Source organism: Kitasatospora sp. NPDC001225 (assembly GCF_053597855.1).
Map to the genome: position 1 here is coordinate 1 of NZ_JBSFJC010000153.1, position 17,389 is coordinate 17,389.

At 72.8% G+C, this 17,389-nt stretch carries 19 protein-coding genes and 2 pseudogenes; 8 read left to right on the forward strand and 13 right to left on the reverse strand.

The genetic code is table 11. The annotated features are described in order from the left end of the window. Positions 1 to 121: 121 nt before the first annotated feature. The 3 genes from ACWDCZ_RS33575 to ACWDCZ_RS33585 form a co-directional block, all read right to left on the reverse strand. The gene (locus tag ACWDCZ_RS33575) at positions 122 to 706 is read right to left on the reverse strand and encodes a short chain dehydrogenase (RefSeq protein ID WP_049658590.1); all 585 of its coding nucleotides are present in this window, start codon (positions 704 to 706) and stop codon (positions 122 to 124) included. Continuing rightward, complete coding sequence (locus tag ACWDCZ_RS33580; protein WP_449817830.1) at positions 703 to 969, reverse strand: DUF4287 domain-containing protein; 267 nt, start codon at positions 967 to 969, stop codon at positions 703 to 705. The genes ACWDCZ_RS33575 and ACWDCZ_RS33580 overlap by 4 nt, the downstream gene beginning before the upstream one ends. A 155-nt stretch (positions 970 to 1,124) precedes the next feature. Further along, positions 1,125 to 5,111 (reverse strand): Pls/PosA family non-ribosomal peptide synthetase, encoded by a 3,987-nt coding sequence (locus ACWDCZ_RS33585; protein WP_449817821.1) that lies wholly within the window; start codon positions 5,109 to 5,111, stop codon positions 1,125 to 1,127. A gap of 533 nt (positions 5,112 to 5,644) precedes the next feature. On the opposite strand from ACWDCZ_RS33585, the gene ACWDCZ_RS33590 reads away from it, so the two are divergent. Both ACWDCZ_RS33590 and ACWDCZ_RS33595 read left to right on the forward strand, forming a co-directional pair. Then, positions 5,645 to 6,253: a histone deacetylase gene (locus ACWDCZ_RS33590; RefSeq protein ID WP_449817822.1), complete on the forward strand. Its 609-nt coding sequence runs from the start codon at positions 5,645 to 5,647 to the stop codon at positions 6,251 to 6,253. 67 nt (positions 6,254 to 6,320) lie between these two features. Continuing rightward, positions 6,321 to 7,106, forward strand: coding sequence for a hypothetical protein (locus ACWDCZ_RS33595; RefSeq protein ID WP_449817823.1), 786 nt, complete (start codon positions 6,321 to 6,323; stop codon positions 7,104 to 7,106). A 95-nt stretch (positions 7,107 to 7,201) separates the two neighbouring features. On the opposite strand, the gene ACWDCZ_RS33600 is transcribed toward ACWDCZ_RS33595, so the two are convergent. Together ACWDCZ_RS33600 and ACWDCZ_RS33605 are read right to left on the reverse strand one after the other, a co-directional pair. After that, the gene (locus ACWDCZ_RS33600; RefSeq protein ID WP_074001101.1) at positions 7,202 to 7,720 is read right to left on the reverse strand and encodes a SixA phosphatase family protein; all 519 of its coding nucleotides are present in this window, start codon (positions 7,718 to 7,720) and stop codon (positions 7,202 to 7,204) included. A gap of 194 nt (positions 7,721 to 7,914) precedes the next feature. Further along, the gene (locus ACWDCZ_RS33605) at positions 7,915 to 8,391 is read right to left on the reverse strand and encodes a carboxymuconolactone decarboxylase family protein (protein WP_074001102.1); all 477 of its coding nucleotides are present in this window, start codon (positions 8,389 to 8,391) and stop codon (positions 7,915 to 7,917) included. A gap of 175 nt (positions 8,392 to 8,566) precedes the next feature. Between ACWDCZ_RS33605 and sigJ the strand changes: the two genes are divergently transcribed. Then, positions 8,567 to 9,508, forward strand: a complete 942-nt coding sequence (gene sigJ / locus ACWDCZ_RS33610) for an RNA polymerase sigma factor SigJ (protein WP_449817824.1) — start codon at positions 8,567 to 8,569, stop codon at positions 9,506 to 9,508. A gap of 90 nt (positions 9,509 to 9,598) precedes the next feature. Here sigJ and ACWDCZ_RS33615 read toward each other — a convergent pair whose 3' ends face one another. After that, a complete protein-coding gene (locus tag ACWDCZ_RS33615; RefSeq protein ID WP_143204473.1) occupies positions 9,599 to 10,054 on the reverse strand; it encodes a hypothetical protein in 456 nt (151 codons plus the stop codon). Positions 10,055 to 10,513: 459 nt separating this feature from the next. Between ACWDCZ_RS33615 and ACWDCZ_RS33620 the strand changes: the two genes are divergently transcribed. Further along, the gene (locus ACWDCZ_RS33620; RefSeq protein ID WP_053112026.1) at positions 10,514 to 10,777 is read left to right on the forward strand and encodes a tRNA-specific adenosine deaminase; all 264 of its coding nucleotides are present in this window, start codon (positions 10,514 to 10,516) and stop codon (positions 10,775 to 10,777) included. Here the strand turns inward: ACWDCZ_RS33620 and ACWDCZ_RS33625 are convergent. Beyond that, positions 10,771 to 11,391: a DUF2306 domain-containing protein gene (locus ACWDCZ_RS33625; RefSeq protein ID WP_449817825.1), complete on the reverse strand. Its 621-nt coding sequence runs from the start codon at positions 11,389 to 11,391 to the stop codon at positions 10,771 to 10,773. The two genes, ACWDCZ_RS33620 and ACWDCZ_RS33625, sit on opposite strands and share 7 nt — an antisense overlap. A 224-nt stretch (positions 11,392 to 11,615) precedes the next feature. Here ACWDCZ_RS33625 and ACWDCZ_RS33630 point away from each other — a divergent pair, with 224 nt between their 5' ends. Then, positions 11,616 to 12,002: a fucose-binding lectin II gene (locus ACWDCZ_RS33630; RefSeq protein ID WP_449817826.1), complete on the forward strand. Its 387-nt coding sequence runs from the start codon at positions 11,616 to 11,618 to the stop codon at positions 12,000 to 12,002. Positions 12,003 to 12,066: 64 nt separating this feature from the next. Here the strand turns inward: ACWDCZ_RS33630 and ACWDCZ_RS33635 are convergent, their stop codons facing one another. Then, entirely contained in the window at positions 12,067 to 12,759 is a 693-nt protein-coding gene (locus tag ACWDCZ_RS33635; RefSeq protein ID WP_117485243.1) for a pentapeptide repeat-containing protein, read from the reverse strand. Then, a complete protein-coding gene (locus tag ACWDCZ_RS33640; protein WP_117485245.1) occupies positions 12,749 to 13,141 on the reverse strand; it encodes a hypothetical protein in 393 nt (130 codons plus the stop codon). The genes ACWDCZ_RS33635 and ACWDCZ_RS33640 overlap by 11 nt, the downstream gene beginning before the upstream one ends. Positions 13,142 to 13,390: 249 nt before the next feature. Between ACWDCZ_RS33640 and ACWDCZ_RS33645 the strand changes: the two genes are divergently transcribed. Next, positions 13,391 to 13,840 (forward strand): rho GDP-dissociation inhibitor, encoded by a 450-nt coding sequence (locus tag ACWDCZ_RS33645; protein ID WP_117485247.1) that lies wholly within the window; start codon positions 13,391 to 13,393, stop codon positions 13,838 to 13,840. A 59-nt stretch (positions 13,841 to 13,899) separates the two neighbouring features. Here ACWDCZ_RS33645 and ACWDCZ_RS33650 read toward each other — a convergent pair whose 3' ends face one another. Together ACWDCZ_RS33650 and ACWDCZ_RS33655 are read right to left on the reverse strand one after the other, a co-directional pair. Further along, a complete protein-coding gene (locus tag ACWDCZ_RS33650) occupies positions 13,900 to 14,367 on the reverse strand; it encodes an NUDIX domain-containing protein (RefSeq protein ID WP_449817827.1) in 468 nt (155 codons plus the stop codon). Between the two features lie 147 nt (positions 14,368 to 14,514). Beyond that, positions 14,515 to 14,769 (reverse strand): hypothetical protein, encoded by a 255-nt coding sequence (locus tag ACWDCZ_RS33655; protein ID WP_449817828.1) that lies wholly within the window; start codon positions 14,767 to 14,769, stop codon positions 14,515 to 14,517. A gap of 307 nt (positions 14,770 to 15,076) precedes the next feature. Here ACWDCZ_RS33655 and ACWDCZ_RS33660 point away from each other — a divergent pair, with 307 nt between their 5' ends. Both ACWDCZ_RS33660 and ACWDCZ_RS33665 read left to right on the forward strand, forming a co-directional pair. Beyond that, complete coding sequence (locus ACWDCZ_RS33660; protein WP_310593047.1) at positions 15,077 to 15,673, forward strand: DUF5919 domain-containing protein; 597 nt, start codon at positions 15,077 to 15,079, stop codon at positions 15,671 to 15,673. 208 nt (positions 15,674 to 15,881) lie between these two features. Then, a pseudogene (locus ACWDCZ_RS33665) lies at positions 15,882 to 16,374 on the forward strand (NUDIX hydrolase). Positions 16,375 to 16,777: 403 nt separating this feature from the next. On the opposite strand, the gene ACWDCZ_RS33670 reads toward ACWDCZ_RS33665, so the two are convergent. Then, a complete protein-coding gene (locus ACWDCZ_RS33670; protein WP_449817829.1) occupies positions 16,778 to 17,065 on the reverse strand; it encodes a ketosteroid isomerase family protein in 288 nt (95 codons plus the stop codon). A gap of 230 nt (positions 17,066 to 17,295) precedes the next feature. Next, positions 17,296 to 17,389: pseudogene (locus ACWDCZ_RS33675) on the reverse strand (DciA family protein); the annotation flags it as partial.

Sequence of the window (17,389 nt, forward strand, 5' to 3'; positions counted from 1 at the left end):
GCGGGAGTTCGTCTTCGTGGCCCGGCGCCCGTGACCCCCGCCGATCCGGGGGCGCTGGCGTTCCGGGGCGCCGTGCACGGGAAGTCGGCCGGGCCGACTTCCTGTGCGCGGGCTCGGCGGTTCAGGGGAGCAGGGTCTCCCCGTTCGTCCGGCCTTCCACGGCGGTGACGTAGGAGCGGGCGGCGTCGACGGCGAGGATGCCCGGGGCCGGGTCCCGGCCGAGGAGCTGCAGCGTCTCGGCGATCCAGCCGGGGCTGACGAGGTTGATCCGCAGGTCGCGGGGCAGTTCGGCGGCGGCGTTGCGGACGAAGCCCTCCAGCCCGGTGTTGATGACGGCGCCCAGCGATCCACCGACCATCGGGGTGGTGAACGTGCCGCCGGTGAGGGTGATGGAGCCGCCGTCGCGCAGGTGGTGCTGGGCGCGCCGGGCCAGGGCGATCTGGCCCAGCAGCTTGCCCTGCAGCCCGGCGAGGAACTCCTCGTCGGTCGCCGTGGCGAAGTCGACCATCGGGCCCGACACGGCGCAGCAGACGACCGCGTCGAGGTCGGGCAGGCCGGCGAAGAGCGCGTCCAGGGAGTCGGAGTCCTCCAGGTCGACCGTCACCGGGCCGCTGCGCGAGGCCCGTACGACCTGGTGCTCCTTCTCCAGGGCGGTGGCGACAGCGCTGCCGAGTGTGCCGGAGGCTCCGATCACGAGTACCTTCATGCCGTCGATGATCGCATCAAGTGGCCCTCTCGGGAGGACTTTTCGGCAAGGGTGTGGGCGACGAGGGCGTTCGCGTGGCCGTGGCCGATGTTGTGCTCGGTCTTGAGCCAGGCGACGAGCTCCATGTGCTTGGCGAGCGGGGAGGCGCGAATGAGGTCCTTCCACTCCTCGACCGGGCGGCCGTACTTCTTCTCGATGGAGGGGAAATAGGAGGCGGGGCCCTTTACGGCGGGGGCCTTCGCGGCGGTCTCCGCGGTCTTCACGGCGGTCTTCGCAGCAGTCTTCGCAGCGGTCTTCGCGGCGGGGGCGGCGGTCATGGGCGGTTCCTCTCGGGAGGGCGGGAAAGAAGAAGCGGTGCGGTCACGGAGGTAGACCGTGACCGCACCGCGAACTCATCGCCCTGCCGATGTGATTCGCGTCACACTCCGGCGGTGGCCCGGTGGCGGCGCCGGCCGGCGGGCGGGGTGGGGTCGGCGTCCCAGGCGGCGACGGGGTTGCCGAGCCAGCGGCCGCCGCCGGGGACGTTCTCGCCGCGCATGACCAGGGAGGCCGGGCCGACGGTGCTGCCGGCCCCGAGGGAGGCGTTGAGCAGCACGATGGAGTGCGGGCCGGTGGTGGAGCCGGCGGCGAGGTGGACGGGGCCCAGCCGCATGACGCGGTCGTGGAAGAGGTGGGTCTGCAGGACGGTGCCGCGGTTGACGCTGGCGCCGGCCTCGACGGTGACCAGGTCGGTCTCGGGCAGCCAGTGGGTCTCGCACCACACGCCGCGGCCGATGCGGGCGCCGAGGCTGCGCAGCCACACGTTCAGGTAGGGGGTGCCGGTGATGGTGTGGCCGCCGAAGGGCATGGCGAGTTCCTCGACGAAGGTGTCGTAGAGCTCGTTGCGCCACACGAAGGAGGACCACAGGGGGTGTTCGGCGACGCGGAAGCGTCCGACGAGCAGCCACTTGGCGGCGGTGGTGACGGCGCAGGCGACGACGGCGGCGGCGGTGAGCACGAGTCCGGCGGTGCCGAGGGCGACGGCCAGGCCGTAGTCGTCGCGCAGTTCCTGCAGGGTGGCGAGGACGAGGTCGCCGAGCAGGGCGGCGAGGACGATCGGCAGCAGCCGGCAGAGTTCGACGCCGGCGCGCGCCCACATCAGGCGCCGGGGCGGGTTGTAGGTGCGGGCGTCGGCGCCGGTGTCGGCGACGCGGGGCAGCGCGAAGGCGGGGCGGCCGAGCCAGGAGGAGCCTTCGGGGGCGTGGGCGGGGGTGTCGGACAGGACGCCGACGAGGGAGTTGTCGGGCAGGTGGCGGCCGGGGCCGACGATGCCGGAGTTGCCGACGAAGGAGCGGCGTCCGACGTGGGCGGGGCCGAGGCGGAGCCAGCCGCCGCGCAGCTCGTACGGGGCGACGAGGGTGTCGTCGGCGAGGAAGGCGCCGTCGTCGACGCGCATCAGGCCGGGCAGGGCGAGCACGGTGGAGGCTTCGACGCGCCGTCCGACGCGGGCGCCGAGCAGGCGCAGCCACACCGGGGTGAAGAGGCTGGCGTAGAAGGGGAAGAGGGTGCGCCGGGCGGTGTCGCTGAGGCGGCTGACGGCCCAGGCGCAGAAGGCGACGCGGCCGGTGGCGGGGTGGTGGCCGGGGCGCAGCGGGAGGGACAGCAGGCGCACGAGGAGTGCTATGAGGGTGGCGTAGCAGACGACGGTGAGGGCGGCCAGCGGGATGGTGGCGGGCAGGAGCTGGACGAGGGCGCCGAGCAGGGTGGCGTCGCTGTCGATCATCGGGTAGACGATGGCCAGGGCGGGCAGCGCGGCGAGGATCGGGACGAGGCCGAAGAGGGCGAAGGCGGCGCCGTAGGCGAGGTTCCAGCCGCGCGGGGCGGGGGCGGGGGCGGTGGGCCAGTCGGCGGGGGCGGTGGTGTCGGGGCGGGCCGGGGAGCCGGTCCAGTGTTCGCCGGGCGGGACGGCGGTGGTGGCGGTGACGCAGGAGCCGGGGGCGATCTCGGCGCCGGCGCCGATGCGGGCGCCGGGCATGAGGGTGGCGCGGTGGCCGATGCGGGCGCCGTCGCCGATGTCGATGCGGCCGAGGTGGAGGGTGTCGCCGTCGAGCCACCAGCCGGCGAGGTCGGCTTCGGGTTCGACGGAGGCGTGGGCGCCGATGCGGGCGAGGCCGGTGACGGGGGGCAGGGTGTGGAGCTGGACGCCGGGGCCGACGCGGCAGCCCAGGGCGCGGGCGTAGCGGGGGGCCCAGGGGGTGCCGGCGAGGGCGGCGGTGCCGAACATGGCGGTGTAGCGTTCGGCGGCCCACAGGCGCAGGTGGACGTGGCCGCCGCGGGGGTGGCTGCCGGGGCGGATGCGGGCGGTGAGCAGGCGGGCGCCGGCGGCGGCGAGCAGGGTGCGGCCGGGGGCGCTGTAGAGGAGGAGCAGGCCGGCGCCGACGGGCCACCAGGAGCTGTGGGGGGCCCAGGCGAGGTGGCTGCCGGTGAGGTTGTCGAGGGCCATCAGGAGGAGGATCCAGCGCAGTCCGGCGAGGGAGAACATGCCGAGGAGCAGGAGGGTCTGCCACAGGCCGGCGCTGCGGGGGGTGCGGCGCACGGTGCGGCCGCGGACGGCGGAGGAGGCGGCGTCGTCGAGGACGGTCTCCTCGGGGGCGGCGGCCGGGGTGAGGGTGTCGAGGTGGGCGGCGAGGTCGGCGAGGACGGGGTGGGCGTACAGGTCGGCGACGGAGACGCCGTTGTGCCGGGTGCGCAGTTCGGAGACGAGGCGGGCGGCGGTGAGGCTGGAGCCGCCGAGGGCGAAGAAGTCGTCGTCGGGGCCGGGGGCGGTGCCGAGCAGGCGCTCCCAGTGGGCGGCGAGCCGGCCGGCGGTGCCGTCCAGGGCCCGGGCGGCGGGGGCGGTGCCGGTGGTGGCGAGCGGCCAGGGCAGGGCGTTGCGGTCGACCTTGCCGGAGGTGCGGGTGGGCAGGGAGTCGACGAGGGCGAGGACGGGCACCAGCGGGGCGGGCAGGCGCTCCAGCAGCCGGCGGCGGGCGGTGGCGAGGTCGGGGGTGGTGCCGGGCCGGGCGACGAGGTAGCCGACGAGCAGGTCGGCGCCGGCGGGGGTCCTGCGGACGGCAGCGGCGGCGGCGCGCACGTCGGGCAGGGCCTGGAGGGCGGCGTCGATCTCGCCGAGCTCGATGCGGCGGCCGCCGAGTTTGACCTGGTCGTCGGCGCGGCCGAGGAAGATCAGGCCTTCGGGTTCGTTGCGCACGAGGTCGCCGCTGCGGTAGACGCGGGGCGAGGCGAGGGCGGGGTGGGCGCTGAACTTCTCGGCGTCCTTGGCGGGGTCGAGGTAGCGGGCGGTGCCGACGCCGGTGATGAGCAGTTCGCCGGTCTCGTACCAGGGGACGGGGTGGCCGGCCTGGTCGACGACGGCGATCTCCCAGCCGTCGAGGGGGGCGCCGATGCGCACCGGCTGGCCGGGGAGCATGCGGGCGGCGGTGGCGACGACGGTGGTCTCGGTGGGGCCGTAGGTGTTCCAGAACTCGCGGCCGCCGGTGGCGAGGCGGTCGACGAGTTCGGCGGGGCAGGCCTCGCCGCCGACGATGATCAGGCGGACGGCGTCCAGGCACTCCTGCGGCCACAGGGCGAGCAGGGTGGGGACGGTGGAGACGGCGGTGATGCGCCGGTTCACGAGCCAGGGGCCGAGGTCGGTGCCGGCCTTGACGAGGGAGCGGGGGGCGGGCACCAGGCAGGCGCCGTGGCGCCAGGCGAGCCACATCTCCTCGCAGGAGGCGTCGAAGGCGACGGACAGGCCGGCCAGGACGCGGTCGCCGGGGGCGAGCGGCTGCTGCGGGAGGAAGAGGCGGGCCTCGGCGTCGACGAAGGCGGCGGCGCTGCGGTGGGTGACGGCGACGCCCTTGGGGCGGCCGGTGGTGCCGGAGGTGAAGATGATCCACGCGTCGTCGGCCGGGGCGGGCCAGGCCGGACGGCCCGAGGGGCGGGCGTCGGTGGGGGCGTGCAGGGCGCGGCCGGGGCCGAGGACGGCGCAGACGGCGGCGTCCTGCCAGATCATCTCGGCGCGCTCGTCGGGGTCGTCGGCGTCGACGGGCACGTAGGCGGCGCCGCAGCGCATGACGGCGAGGATCGCGATGTAGAGGTCGGCGGTGCCGGAGGGGACGCGGACCCCGACGCGGTCGCCGCGGCCGATGCCGTGGCCGGCCAGCTGCCCGGCGAGGGTCTCGACCTCGTGCAGCAGGGCTCGGTAGTCGAGGACGGTGTCGCCGGTGTCGAGCGCGGGCGCGCCGGGGTGCGCCTGCGCGGTGGCGGCGATGATGTCGAGCAGGCTGCGGGGGTGGGCGGGCTGGGCCGCCGGCCAGCCCGCCACGGGGCCCGGGTTCGGGCGGTGCAGCGTGCCGGGGCCGGCCGTTTCGTGGCGTGCGTCCATGGATGGGTTCCTTGGCTCCGGGGTCCTGGGGGCGCGTACGGGTATCACGCGGGGTGACGCCTTTGTCACCTGCTGGGTGCGCCCACTCACCATGACTCCGCTGGGAGTCGGCTGGATGCAGTGAGGAATCGATCAAAGAAAATTCTCATCATCGATGCCACGCGAGGGCAGCAACGGTATGAATCGAATGCTATTTCGCTGGTTTCCGATCGTTTTCGCTGGTGAAGAGTAATCGCCGAATACCGGAGCGGTGCGACGGGAGCGAGAAGAGTGATGAACACCATGGCGACCGATTCGCTACCAGTAGTGAAGGGGCCGCTGCCGAATCGGGGGGTTCTGGTCGGATCACTGGCGTGTTCACGGTTTTCACATATTCCTGTGGGAGTCTTTCGCAGCCCACACCGCGGCTCCTTCCTGTGAGCGGGCTGGGCAGCGGCGCGCCCGACTGGGATTCGGCTGGGCAAGGCCGGGACCGGAACCCGGACCGTGACGGGCAGGGCGGCGGGGAGAGCGGTACGGAGAGCGGCGGGGAGGTGCTCGTCTGGTACGTGGCGTACGGCTCGAACCTGCACGCCGCCCGCCTCGCCCGCTACCTGCGCGGCGGCCGCCCCGACGGCGGGGCGCAGGCCCACCCCGGCAGCCGCGACCCGCGCCCGCCGCGCCGGGCGGTGGCCACCGTACTGCCGGGCGTGCTCTACTTCGCCGACCACTCGCTCACCTGGGGCGGCGGCTCGGCCTTCTACGACCCGGCCCTTCCCGGCGAAGTCCCCTGCCGGGCCTACCTGGTGACGGTCGGTCAGTTCAGCGACATCGCCGCCCAGGAGATGCGCCGCTCCCCCGGCACCGACCTCGACCTCGCCCCGGTGCTCGCCGCCGGGCGCGCCGAACTGGGCCCGGGCCGCTACGAAACCCTGCTGCACGTCGGCGAGTCGGACGGCCACCCGCTGCTGACCTTCACCGCCGCCCGGGGCGTGGCCGGCGCCGAGCTCAACGCCCCCACCCCGCCCTACCTGCGCACCCTGGCGGCGGGCCTGGCCGAGTCCCACGGCTGGGGCCCCTGGCGCACGGCCGGCTACCTCGCCACCCGCCCGGGCGCCGCCGGACACTGGACACCGGCGGAGGTGGCGGCGCTGCTGCTGTAGGCGCGGCCGTGGCCCGCACCCCGGACCCGGCCCGGCCGCTGTCGGCGGGCGCCGCTACCGTGCCGCCATGACCTACCACCCCACCGCGCCCGCGGATGCCGACTGGGACCGCCAACTCGCCGACGCCTTCGCCGCCTTGCTCGGCCGCCCCCTCGCGGAGTACGACCCCGACGCGGTCTACGCCGCCTGCGTCACCGGCAACCTGCTGTACGAGACCGGCTTCCGGCGCGAGCACGCCTGGGTGCGCCCGGCGGCGCTGCGCGGCGAGGAGCCGTTCGTCTCCCGGCTCCACCTGTTCGACGAGGCCGAGGGGACGCCGGTCTTCGACCCGAGCCGCTCGGTCTTCGAGTTCCGGCCGTCCGACGCCGGGGCGCATCTCCCCGAGGGCTTCGCCGCCGCCGTCGAGGCCGCCTGCTTCAGCCCCGGACTGCTGCGGGGCGCCGACCTCGCCCCGCTGCTGGAACGGTACGGCGTCGACCTCACCGACCCGGCCCTGGCCGGTACCTGGGAGGTCTATGCTCCCCTGCTCGTCTCCGACGGCACCCTCCTGGACGCCCTGTGCACGGCCTTCGCCACCGGCCGCACCCCCGGGGAGCTGATGCCCTTCACGGCGGAGCCCGAGGAGGAGTGGGAGGAGGAGCTTTCCGTGATCGGGAACCCCGAACTGCGCACCCACCTCGGCTACTTCTGCACCGACGGGGAGACGGGCCTGATGCCCGTGTCCGCCGACACCACGGCCTTCGGCCTGGACGACGAGGGCTGCGACCCGGTCGCGGGCTGGGAGGACGGGCACGGCCAGGTGGAGGTCACCGTCATCCGGCTGAGCGACCACGTCGCCGGGCCGCGCCGCTGACCCCGGCCGCCCCGCACGACGGCCCGAACGCGGCGGGGCCGCCCGGTGAACTGCCGGGCGGCCAAGCCGTGTTCGGGCGTTTGGCGGTACGGGTCTCAGGCGTGCGGCGCCCAGAAGGCGGTGAGCCGGCCGACGCCGTGCTCGACGGCCTTCCAGCTGCCCTGGAACTCCAGGACCGCGATGGCCGAGGTCGGGAAGCCGGAGCGGTTCATCCGCGCCAGCAGGTCCCCCTCGGCCTCGCCCGCCAGGGCGTCGGCCAGCGCGTGGACGCCGGGGTTGTGGCCGACCAGGACCAGGTCCCGCACCTCGTCGGACTGCTCGTTGAGGAGCGCGATCAGCTCCCCGAGGCTCGCCTCGTACACGCGCTCCTCGGCGACGGTCTTCGGCACCACCGGGAGCTCGGCGGCCGCGAGCCTCCAGGTCTCACGGGTCCGCACGGCGGTGGAGACCAGCGCGAGGTCGGGGGTGATGCCGGCGCCGGCGATCCAGCGTCCGGCCGCCGGCGCGTCCTCGCGGCCCCGCTCGGCGAGCGGGCGCTCGTGGTCGTCCACGTCGGGGTGCTCGGCCTTGGAGTGGCGCAGCACGACGATCCGGCGCGTCGATTCCTCGGACATGGACGTCTCCCTCGGTTCCCGGAACGGGCGGTTCACCCGGACCAAGATCGTAACAGTCCGTACTGACGGTCCATCGGGTGGAACGCGACGGGTGCGCCGCCCCGGGCGGGCGGCGCACCGCCCGGGCCCCGGCCTCCCCACCGGCCGTACCCGGCGGGCCGGTTGGGGAAAGGCCGGGCCCGGAGCCGCGCCGGTCAGTGGTGGTACATGCCGACCTCGTAGCCGCCGCCGGGCTGGCGGATCATCACGTTGGCCCGGTTGAAGGCGTTGATCAGCGCGATCACGCAGACCAGCGCCGCGAGCTGCTCCTCGTCGTAGTGCTTGGCGGCGTTCGCCCACGCCTCGTCGCTCACCCCGCCGGCCGCGTCGGCGAGCCGGGTGCCCTGCTCGGCGAGTTCCAGCGCGGCGCGCTCGGCCTCGGTGAAGACGGTGGCCTCGCGCCAGGCGGCGACCAGGTTGAGGCGCACCGGGTCCTCTCCGGCGTGCACGGCCTCCTTGAAGTGCATGTCGATGCAGGCGCCGCAGCCGTTGATCTGGCTGGCGCGCAGCCGCACCAACTCCTGGACGGTGTACGGCAGGGCCGACTCGGCGATGGGCTTGTTGGCCGCGATGAGGTGCTTGAGGACCTTGCCGATGACGGGGCTGGCGAAGGGGTTGAGGCGGGGTTCCATGGCGTGCTCCTCGGTCGCTGTTCCGTTGCTGCCCCTTGAGACAGGACGGCCCGCCGTTCTGTGACATCCCCCTGCCGCCCGGGCTCCGTGACCTGCGCCACACCACCCGCCGGTGGGATCCGGCGGGCCTCGGATAGCCTGCTGGCCACGGTCGCGGGGCAGGCGGGGGGTCCACATGACGGGTACGGCAGGTGCGGAAGGTGCGGCCGGGTACCGTCCGCTGCTGTTCTCCATCGCGTACGGGATGACGGGTTCGGTCGGCGACGCCGAGGACCTCGTCCAGGACGCCTTCCTCGGCTTCACCCGCGCCGACCGGGCCGGCACCGCGATCGCCGACCCCAAGGCGTACCTGACCACGGCCGTCACCCGCCTGGGCATCAACCACCTCACCTCCGCCCGGGTGCGCCGCGAGGCCTACGTCGGCCAGTGGCTGCCCGAGCCCGTCGTCACCACCGCCGAGCGGCCCGGCCCGGCCGAGCACGCCGAGCTGGCGGACACCCTGTCGATGGCGTTCCTGGTGCTGATGGAGGCCCTCTCGCCGGTCGAGCGCGCGGTGTTCACGCTGCGCGAGGCCTTCGGGTACGGCTACCCGGAGGTCGCGGAGATGGTGGGGAAGAGCGAGGCGAACTGCCGTCAGATCCTCGCCCGCGCCAGGAAGCGCCTGGCGCCCGCGGCGCGCGAGGACGAGGCCGTCGCCCCGGCCCCGGCCCGCCGCGCGGAGGGCGAGGAGCTGGCCCGCCGCTTCTTCGAGGTCGCCGAGGGCGGCGACCTGGACGCCCTGCTCGGCATGCTCGCCCCCGACGTGGTGTTCCAGGGCGACGGCGGCGGCAAGGCCCGCGCACTCGCCCACTCCCTCACCGACCCGCGCCGCGTCGCCCAGCTGCTCGTCGGCGGCCTGCGCCGGGTCCGCCGCCTGGGCGCGCGCCTCGTCCCGGCCCGGGTCAACGGCCGCCCGGGCGCGGTGGTGTACGACGCGGAGCAGCGTGTGGCCGGCGTCATCGAGCTGGACATCGACGCCGACGGCGCGGTGCGGTCCGTCCACGCCGTGTCCAACCCCGACAAGCTCGCCCACCTCGGGCCGGTCTCGGGCCTGGGGCTGCTGCCGGCGCCGAAGTAGCCGGGCGACGCAGCGGCCCGGGCCCTGGCAACCACCGCCCGGGCCCGGGCCGTTCGTCGTACGGGTGCGGCCGGAGGGCCGGCCGGAGGGTCAGAGCGCGGTGCAGACGGCGGTCGCGCGGATGGACTCGGTCCCGGTGCCGGTGTTGGTGCCGCGCACGACCCAGGAGTTGTCGGTCGCGTAGGAGTCGGTGACGAAGATCCGGAAGGCGCTGGTCTGGCCGCCGCCGCCGGTGGGCACCTCCCCGGACGGACAGCTGACGATGGCGACCCCGTTGTCCCCGGGGGCCACGTCGATCCAGTCGCCGACGACCTGGTCGTGCGCGGCCATCAGTGCGGGGCTGACGGCGGCCGGGCCGTGCGGGACGACGACGGTCGGCTTGACGTTGGGCTTGCCCACGGGCTTGCCCGCCGGCTCGCCGACGGGCTCTCCGACGGGCTTGTGGCTGGGCTTGCCGTCGGCGACGGCGGCCACGGTGCCCGTGGCCAGGACACCGGTGACGGCGACGGCGAGGGCGGTCAGGACGAGGGGCTTCATACGGGCCACGGGGGCTCCTGAGGGTTGCGGCTCGGGGTGCGTCGACGCGGGGCCGTTCCCCGCGTCGAGCCCGATCCGTACCCGAACCCCCGGCTCCGGCGCGGAGGCCCGCCGTACCGGCTACCCGGGCGGGGGAACACCGCTGCCCGACCGGGCTAGCCGGGGCCGGAATCCCCCGGTTCGATCAAGGAAGCCGTCCACGGGGGGAACACGGGCAACCGTCACCTCGGCACGTTCCGGCACTTCATCGCCGCGGCACGCTTCATCGGCCGGTGCGACGCCCCGCGCCGCCTCGCGCTCGGCGCCGGGATCCGCCTGGTCGCCGCCTGCTCCGACTCCCCCGCCGCCGGCTCCCCTGCGCCCGACACCCCGGTCCCCGACACCGGGAAGCCCACCGTCGCCGAGCGGGAGAGCACGCTGGAACTCATCCCGAGCGAGCCGTCGGACAAGGAGCCGCTCCGGGCCCGGATGCTCAAGGGCTGCGAGATCTACACCAGCGGCCAGCCGTGCCCGATGTGCATGAGCGCCATCTACTGGTCCCGGTGCGAGGCCGTCTACTTCAGCCGGAACCTGGCGGAGACCGCGGAGATCGGGTTCAGCGACGAGTACCAGTACGACGACTTCAAGAAGCCCATCGAGGAGCGGAGCATCCGCATGGTGCAGTTCTGCCCCGAACTCGGCAAGCCCGCGTACGACGCGTGGAGGGCCAGGCCCGACAAGCACCCCTACTGACCTGTCACCACCTCCGCGACGGCGCGGCGGGGGCGGGTGAACCAGCAGGCGAGCAGCAGGTTGGGCACCCAGCACAGCCAGGCGATGGCGGTGTAGGAGGTGCGGAAGTCCAGGTGCGCGGCGGTCGCGGCGACCAGCATCAGGCGCAGCGTGACGGCGGCGAAGGTGAGCGCGAAGCTGCGGATCATCCAGTGGCGGTGGTCGGCCACCCGGCCGTCGAGGATCGCCCGCAGCCCGGCGTTGCCGGTCACCAGCCAGGCCACGGCCAGGCCGACGAAGCCGAGCCTCGCGACCGCTCCCCCGTACGCGACGGGCGCCAGCAGCAGCGCGCCCACCCCGCCGACCAGGCAGCCGAGCAGGTAGACGACGCCGATCCGGCGGTGCAGGCGCGGCCGGCGCTCGCGCAGGCGGGCGGAGAACTGCCAGGGCCCGACCGCGAGTGCGGTGATCGCGCCGAAGATGTGGATGTAGAGCGGGACTTCATGGCTCAGGTAGGTGGCGCGCTGCTGCTCGAAGAACCCCGCGGGGTCGAAGCTGAAGTACTTGGCGGAGATCACGGCGATGAGGGTGGCGAGCACCGTCATGACGGCCCAACCGGCCCGTGTGATGCGCATGGACCGAGTGTCGGGCCTGGCGGCCCGGGCCGACATCCGGGTTGCCCCCGAGAGGGACCCCCAGAGAACCCCACCTTCCTTGCGGGGGTTGGCACTTGGCGCCCGATGTCAAGATCGTTCCCTCGAAAGTGTTATTCCGGAACGGAGTTCCTTGGAATCGATCGCGGCGCGGCTAGCGTGAGCGGTGATCACCACGAGAACTCCCTCCGGAACGAAGGAATCCCATGTCCGACGCCTACGTCTTCGTCAAGGGCAACACCGCCGAGATCAGCCTGCCCGCCGGCGCCAAGGTCGCCGTCGAGGCCAAGACCAACTCGTCCAACGTCCAGAAGGTGCAGCTCACCAGCAAGGATGGCGTCGTCGACCTGGCGTTCAGCGGGACCGGCGAGCACAACGCCGTCATCGGCCAGCAGACCATCACCGGGCAGGCAGGCCTCACCGCCGTCTTCGAGTTCAGCGATGGCAACGGCGTCTTCAAGCCGAGCAGGCTCAACTCCGGTGGCCCGTACGAGATCGGCGCCTACAACCTGATGGTGCTCGTCGCCGAGAACGGCGACGACGCCGATTACAACGACACCATCCTCGAGTTCAGCTGGTACACCCCGAAGTAGCCGCAGCGGGCGGCGGACACGCCTCCGGCCCGGCGCGGGACTCCGCGCCGGGCCGGAGGCATGATCAGGCCGGAACCGGGGTGGGCGCGCCCTCCCGGTCTCGTGCGTCGTCGGCCTGGATCTCGAACACCTCGGGCTCCACCTCGATGGACCGGCCCCGGATTACTGGGTACCTGTCCGCAGGCCAGCCGGTCGCCAGAGACCACCGCACCTCGATCAGGTTGCTGAACTCCAGGTCGGCACCCCTCAGGTCTGCGTCGCGCAGATCGGCACGGGACAGATTGACACCGACGAGCGTCGCATCGCACAGGACTGCGCCCCTCAGGTCCGCGTGAGACAGGTTCGCGTCGCGCAGGTCGGCCCGGGCCAGATCGGCTCCGGCCAGGTTCGCATCGCTCAGATTGGCAGTGCGCAGATCGGCGCCGGCCAGGCTAACGCCGCGAAGGTCGGCACCACGAAGGTTGGCGCTGCGCAAGGAAGCCCCGGCCAGGACGGCCCCACGAAGATCAGACCCACGAAGGTCAGCCCCACGGAGATCGGTACGGAGCAGATCGGCCCCGCGCCGGGGCGTCTTACGCAGGCCGGAGCCCGTCGAACCGTCCTCCGGCTCGACGCTCTGGAACAGTTGGAACGCCAGCGCCGCCCGCAGTGCCGCGAGGAAGCCCGAGCGCTCCGGCATCAACCCGGCTGGGCCGAAAGGCGGTTCGGTGCGGGCGAGGTAGCGCAGGACCCGGCGGGCGAAGGAGTCAGTGGGCATCGACGGCCCCTTCCTCCAGAGCCGCCTCCGCCGGGCCCGTGCGAGGCTGCGTCCCGGTGGACCTCCCAGTCGAGCGGGTACCGGGCACTTCCACCGCCGCCGGTGCGCGCCTGGCGAGCTGCTCCAGGATCTTCGGAGCCGCAATGCCGACCGTCACCGCACCGATGGCGCCCGCGATCTGCCCGGAGGCCGCGTACACCGCTGCCAGCGCGGCGCCCACACCGAGCCGGATCGCCACCGCCACCAGGTACGGCAGCAGCTTCAGCCGGTCGCGACGCTTCCACGGGAAGCCTCTCGCGGCGTGGATCGCGGCATAGAGGTCCCAGCCCTCGATCAGCCCCGACCCAAGCAGCCCCCACAGGCCCGCCTGCCAGGTCGCCATCCCACCCCTTCACGTACCGGCATTCAGGCAGCCAAGGCTGACATCTGACTCACCGTCAACGCAAGCAGTTCATTGACAGCCCGCCTGCCATCCTTGCCCCCGTCTGCGATTCAGCCTGGATGCCTTGGCTATCTCCTACTCTCAGGAGTGAAGATCACATTTGGTTTCGGCCACTTCGCGCCGAGCCGTGCTCCCGAACGCCACCGTCCCGGAAGCCTGATCGCACCAAGACGAGCGAGGAACGGGATCATGACGAGCGATAGCACCACCCAGCCGGACCCCCGCCTCACCCTCCTCCAGGGCACGTTCGAGTTCGAGGGCCGCGACTCCGTGGTCCTGGACCTGTCCACCGAGGAGGCCAGGAAGCAGGCCTCCGCCACGCCGCTCACCCTCAAGGAGGGCGCCAACTACCGGGTGAGGCTGACGTTCCGGGTCTCCGGCGAACTCGTCTCGGGCGTCCGGTACCTGAGCCAGACCTTCCGGAAGGGGCTCAGGGTCCAGAAGGACCAGCAGATGCTGGGCTCCTTCGGCCCACAGGACCGGCCCCACGAGGTCACCGTCCCGAGGCACGGCTGGGAGGAGGTGCCGTCCGGCCTCCTCTCCCGGGGCTCCTACACCGCCAAGGGCACCTTCACCGATGACGACGGCGTCGAACTCGGCGCCTGGGAGTGGGCGTTCGACATCAAGTCCAGCTGGTAGGCGACGTTCAGGAAGGCCCGCCCGGCAGCCACCTGCCGGGCGGGCCCCATCTTCCGTTGTCAGGTCGCCCGTTGGCCGTGGAGGAGGGCCGGCAGGGAGCGGCCGGCGAGGGCCTCGGCGGCGCGGGTGGCCTGGGAAGGGGCCATGAAGTCCGGCAGGTTGCGGGCGGGGACGAAGCGGGCGCCGAGCAGCCCGCTCTGGCGCCGCGCCGGGACGGTGACCTGGGTGCCGTCGGGGACGGTGCCGCCGTCGTAGACGAGGGTGAGGCGCTCCAGGTGACGGTCGGCCGGGGCGAAGTCGACCGCGAGGACGTGGGTGAGACGGGCGATCAGGCCGGTCTCGGCATGGAGGTGACGGGCCGCGGCCAGATTCGGGGGCTCGTTGGGCTTCGCGGAGCCGCCCGGCAGGATCATGCCGTCCATGTAGTCCGGGTCGACGAGCAGGACGTCGCCGCGCTGGTTGCGGACGAGGACGAGGCAGCCGAGCCGGCAGACGGGGGGCTTGGCGAGCAGTCGGGGGTCGTGCACGGGGATGTCACTTTCTCAGGGCGGAGAGAAGCACGGGGGAGAAGCCGGCCCGCCGGCAGAGGCGGGCCAGGTCTTCTGTCGGCGAAGGCGAGGCACTCGTAGCGCAGGCCCTGCTCAGCAGTGGCACGGGAGAGGGTGGAGAACATCTCACCTCTCCCCCGGCCGCTTGTGGACCTCGAAGGCCTTCCAGGCGCTGTAGGCGTCCCCGAAGAAGACGAAGGCGGCGGGTTCGCCGCCGGGCCGGCGCAGCCACTCGCCGGTGATCTCGTTGCGGACCCGGTAACGGTCGGAGGCGGTGTCCCAGCGGACGCCGTAGCCGTGAAGGCTGGTGAGGGCACCAGCGTGGTGCCCATCACCCTTCTCCAACTCGCCGGACAGTGCCCTGATCGCACTCGATTCCATGGGTACGACTCCTTACACGCGGTCTGTGCGGAAATCATCGACACCCGGACGGCTCATAGCCGCCCCGTCTCCAGGACACCTGCCACGTCTCGGCGCTACGGTCCAAGAAAGCCAAAACGTCTCTGGATGCCCCTTGAACACTGCGCTTCAGCAAGGTATGGCGACAGCCCGCCTGTCCCCCCGGCAACTCGCCGCCCGGGTCGGTGTTACACCTAAGACAGTGGAACGCTGGCTCTCCGATGCGGCGCTGGTGCCGCATCAGCGGAACCGTACCGATGTCTGCGCGGCTTTAGGGGTTGATGAACGAGTGATCTGGCCCAACAGCGTCCGGGCGAACGTCAAGACCGGGCACGACCGGGAGGTGTTCGCCGTCTATCCGCACCGGTCGGCCTGCCCTCAGTCGGTCTGGGCGCAGCTGATCGCCGAGGCGCGGTCCGAGGTCTTCCTCGCCGGGTACACCAACTACTTCGTCTGGCTGGAGCAGCCCGCCCTCCTCCAGACCCTGCGGCGCAAGGCCGAGAGCGGCTGCCGCATCCGCTTCCTCCTCGGCGATCCCGAGTCCGGGACGACGCGCCGGCGGGAGCAGATCGAGGACGTGGCCCTCACCGTGTCCACCCGGATCCGGGTCACGCTGGAGCACCTGGCCAAGCTCTCCGGCAGCCAGGGCGTCGAGGCGCGCTTCAGCTCCCCGGAGGACGGCCCGAACCACATCGGCCTGTCCGTCTTCCGCTTCGACGAACACGCCCTGGTCACCCCGCACCTGGCCCGCACCGTCGGCCACGACTCCCCTCTGATGCACCTGCGACGCAGCGAGGAGAACGGCATGTTCGACCGCTTCGCCGAGCACATCGAGGAACTCTGGTCCCGGGGCAACACCATCCCCACCGACCCGGCCCGCGCATAGGAAGTCGGCCCCGCGACTCTGCTGGCAAAGTCGATTTGCCGGGTATGTCGTAGCGAGCACTTCGTGACAAAACAGATGGAAGCACCCATCCTGTGGTCTCATATCGTGAGACAAACCTGTCGCAATACCACAGAACCAGCCCTCGACTTTGCCAGCAGAGTCGCCCCGCCGACTTCCTGCTCCACCGCTCAACCAGAAAGGCACCACCATGAACAGCGGCGGCCGGAACGGCTGCGGGAACTTCGCCGCCGATTCCTCCCCCGCAGCGCTCCACTCCGTGTCCGTCGCGGGAGTGGTCGTCCGCGAGGACGGGCGCGTGCTGGCGATCCGGCGGGCCGACAACGGCACCTGGGAGCCGCCGGGCGGCGTCCTCGAACTCGCCGAGACCGTCGAGGAGGGCCTGTGCCGCGAGATCCGAGAGGAGACCGGCATCGAGGTCGGCGTCGACCAACTCACGGGCGTCTACAAGAACATGGCCCGTGGCGTCGTCGCTCTGGTCTTCCGCTGCCACCCCGCCGGCGGCGCCGAACGGCTCTCCCCCGAGTCCACCAGCCATCGCCTGGCTGACCCCCGACGAGGTCGCCGACCGCATGGCCGAGGTCTACGCCGTCCGCGTCCTCGACGCCCTGCACCCCGGCCCCGCCCGCGTCCGCTCCCACGACGGCCGGCACCTCACAGCCGCCCCCGAACGCCTCGCGTGAGAAGTCGGCCCCGCCGACTTCCCGCTCCGCCGTCCATGGCTGCGGGCCGCACGCCCTTACGGACCCCTCCGGCCGGGCCCTCCCCCGCTCCTGTGCGGGGCCGGGGCCCGGTTCGATTCGCGGGAGGCGGGTCTTCTCCCCCACGGGCTCCAACTGCGGGCGGTCCGCCCGCAGTCGCGGCGTGACGGCCGGGGGCAGCGGGCGGCAACGGCCGTCCGCGCCCAGGTGCGGCTCGGCTCCAGAGCCACCTCCGCCAGGCGGGCGAGAAAGCTCCGCCACGGCGTCTCGTCCTGGCGTTCCCCCGGCCCAGCCCCCTGTGAGGCCGGGGCCGATGGCGCTCGGAAACAGCCCTTCGAGGCGTGCCGGTGGTCGGCCCCGCCGACCGGGTATCCGTCGCGGGCTTTCAGCTGACGGTCGTGACGACCAGCCGGAAGACGTGGTGGCTGAGGGAGAGGTGGTTGCCGGTGAGCGTCTGTACGAAGGTCTCGGTGAAGTCGACGGCCGAGTCGTCGAATCCGAGCCTGCCGACGACAACGGTGAGCACGCCCCCGTCGGACAGCGGCTGGCTGTCGACGTTGCTCAGGACACGAGAAGTCGTGGTGAAGGAGAGGTCCCGAAGCTTCGCCTCGATGGCCTGTCGCCCCTGGACCTGCTGGCCTTCGAAGGTGAGCAGCGCGTCCTCCGAGTACAACCGGCCACGCCTGCGCGGGACTCGCCGCCCTCGTCGAAGTGGGCGTAGTAGCCCTTCACGAACTGAGCACCGAGATCTTCGCATCCCGTGGTGAAAGTCATGGCGGGCGAGCCAGCAGGGAGGTCGTCGTCAGAGTGCGGGTTCAGCCGTTCCGGCACTGTTTGTTCGGCTCTCGGAGGGCGGACCGCCCCGGGAGCGTCCGAGGCTGTTCGTCGGGGTGATGCTGCCGGGGTCGCCCAGGCGGTGGAGTCGCACTGCACGGTGAGCACCGCGGCGGCCTCGTCGTAGGAGGAGGGGTGGCAGTGCGCGGCGATGTCCGGGCCG

What these genes read in the sequence shown, in the direction of transcription:
- ACWDCZ_RS33575 (WP_049658590.1), bottom strand. Translation starts at nt 706, where the DNA reads ATGAAGGTACTCGTGATCGGAGCCTCCGGCACACTCGGCAGCGCTGTC.
- ACWDCZ_RS33585 (WP_449817821.1), bottom strand. Translation starts at nt 5,111, where the DNA reads ATGGACGCACGCCACGAAACGGCCGGCCCCGGCACGCTGCACCGCCCG.
- ACWDCZ_RS33595 (WP_449817823.1), top strand. Translation starts at nt 6,321, where the DNA reads ATGACCTACCACCCCACCGCGCCCGCGGATGCCGACTGGGACCGCCAA.
- ACWDCZ_RS33600 (WP_074001101.1), bottom strand. Translation starts at nt 7,720, where the DNA reads ATGTCCGAGGAATCGACGCGCCGGATCGTCGTGCTGCGCCACTCCAAG.
- ACWDCZ_RS33605 (WP_074001102.1), bottom strand. Translation starts at nt 8,391, where the DNA reads ATGGAACCCCGCCTCAACCCCTTCGCCAGCCCCGTCATCGGCAAGGTC.
- sigJ (WP_449817824.1), top strand. Translation starts at nt 8,567, where the DNA reads ATGACGGGTACGGCAGGTGCGGAAGGTGCGGCCGGGTACCGTCCGCTG.
- ACWDCZ_RS33620 (WP_053112026.1), top strand. Translation starts at nt 10,514, where the DNA reads ATGCTCAAGGGCTGCGAGATCTACACCAGCGGCCAGCCGTGCCCGATG.
- ACWDCZ_RS33625 (WP_449817825.1), bottom strand. Translation starts at nt 11,391, where the DNA reads ATGCGCATCACACGGGCCGGTTGGGCCGTCATGACGGTGCTCGCCACC.
- ACWDCZ_RS33630 (WP_449817826.1), top strand. Translation starts at nt 11,616, where the DNA reads ATGTCCGACGCCTACGTCTTCGTCAAGGGCAACACCGCCGAGATCAGC.
- ACWDCZ_RS33635 (WP_117485243.1), bottom strand. Translation starts at nt 12,759, where the DNA reads ATGCCCACTGACTCCTTCGCCCGCCGGGTCCTGCGCTACCTCGCCCGC.
- ACWDCZ_RS33640 (WP_117485245.1), bottom strand. Translation starts at nt 13,141, where the DNA reads ATGGCGACCTGGCAGGCGGGCCTGTGGGGGCTGCTTGGGTCGGGGCTG.
- ACWDCZ_RS33645 (WP_117485247.1), top strand. Translation starts at nt 13,391, where the DNA reads ATGACGAGCGATAGCACCACCCAGCCGGACCCCCGCCTCACCCTCCTC.
- ACWDCZ_RS33655 (WP_449817828.1), bottom strand. Translation starts at nt 14,769, where the DNA reads ATGGAATCGAGTGCGATCAGGGCACTGTCCGGCGAGTTGGAGAAGGGT.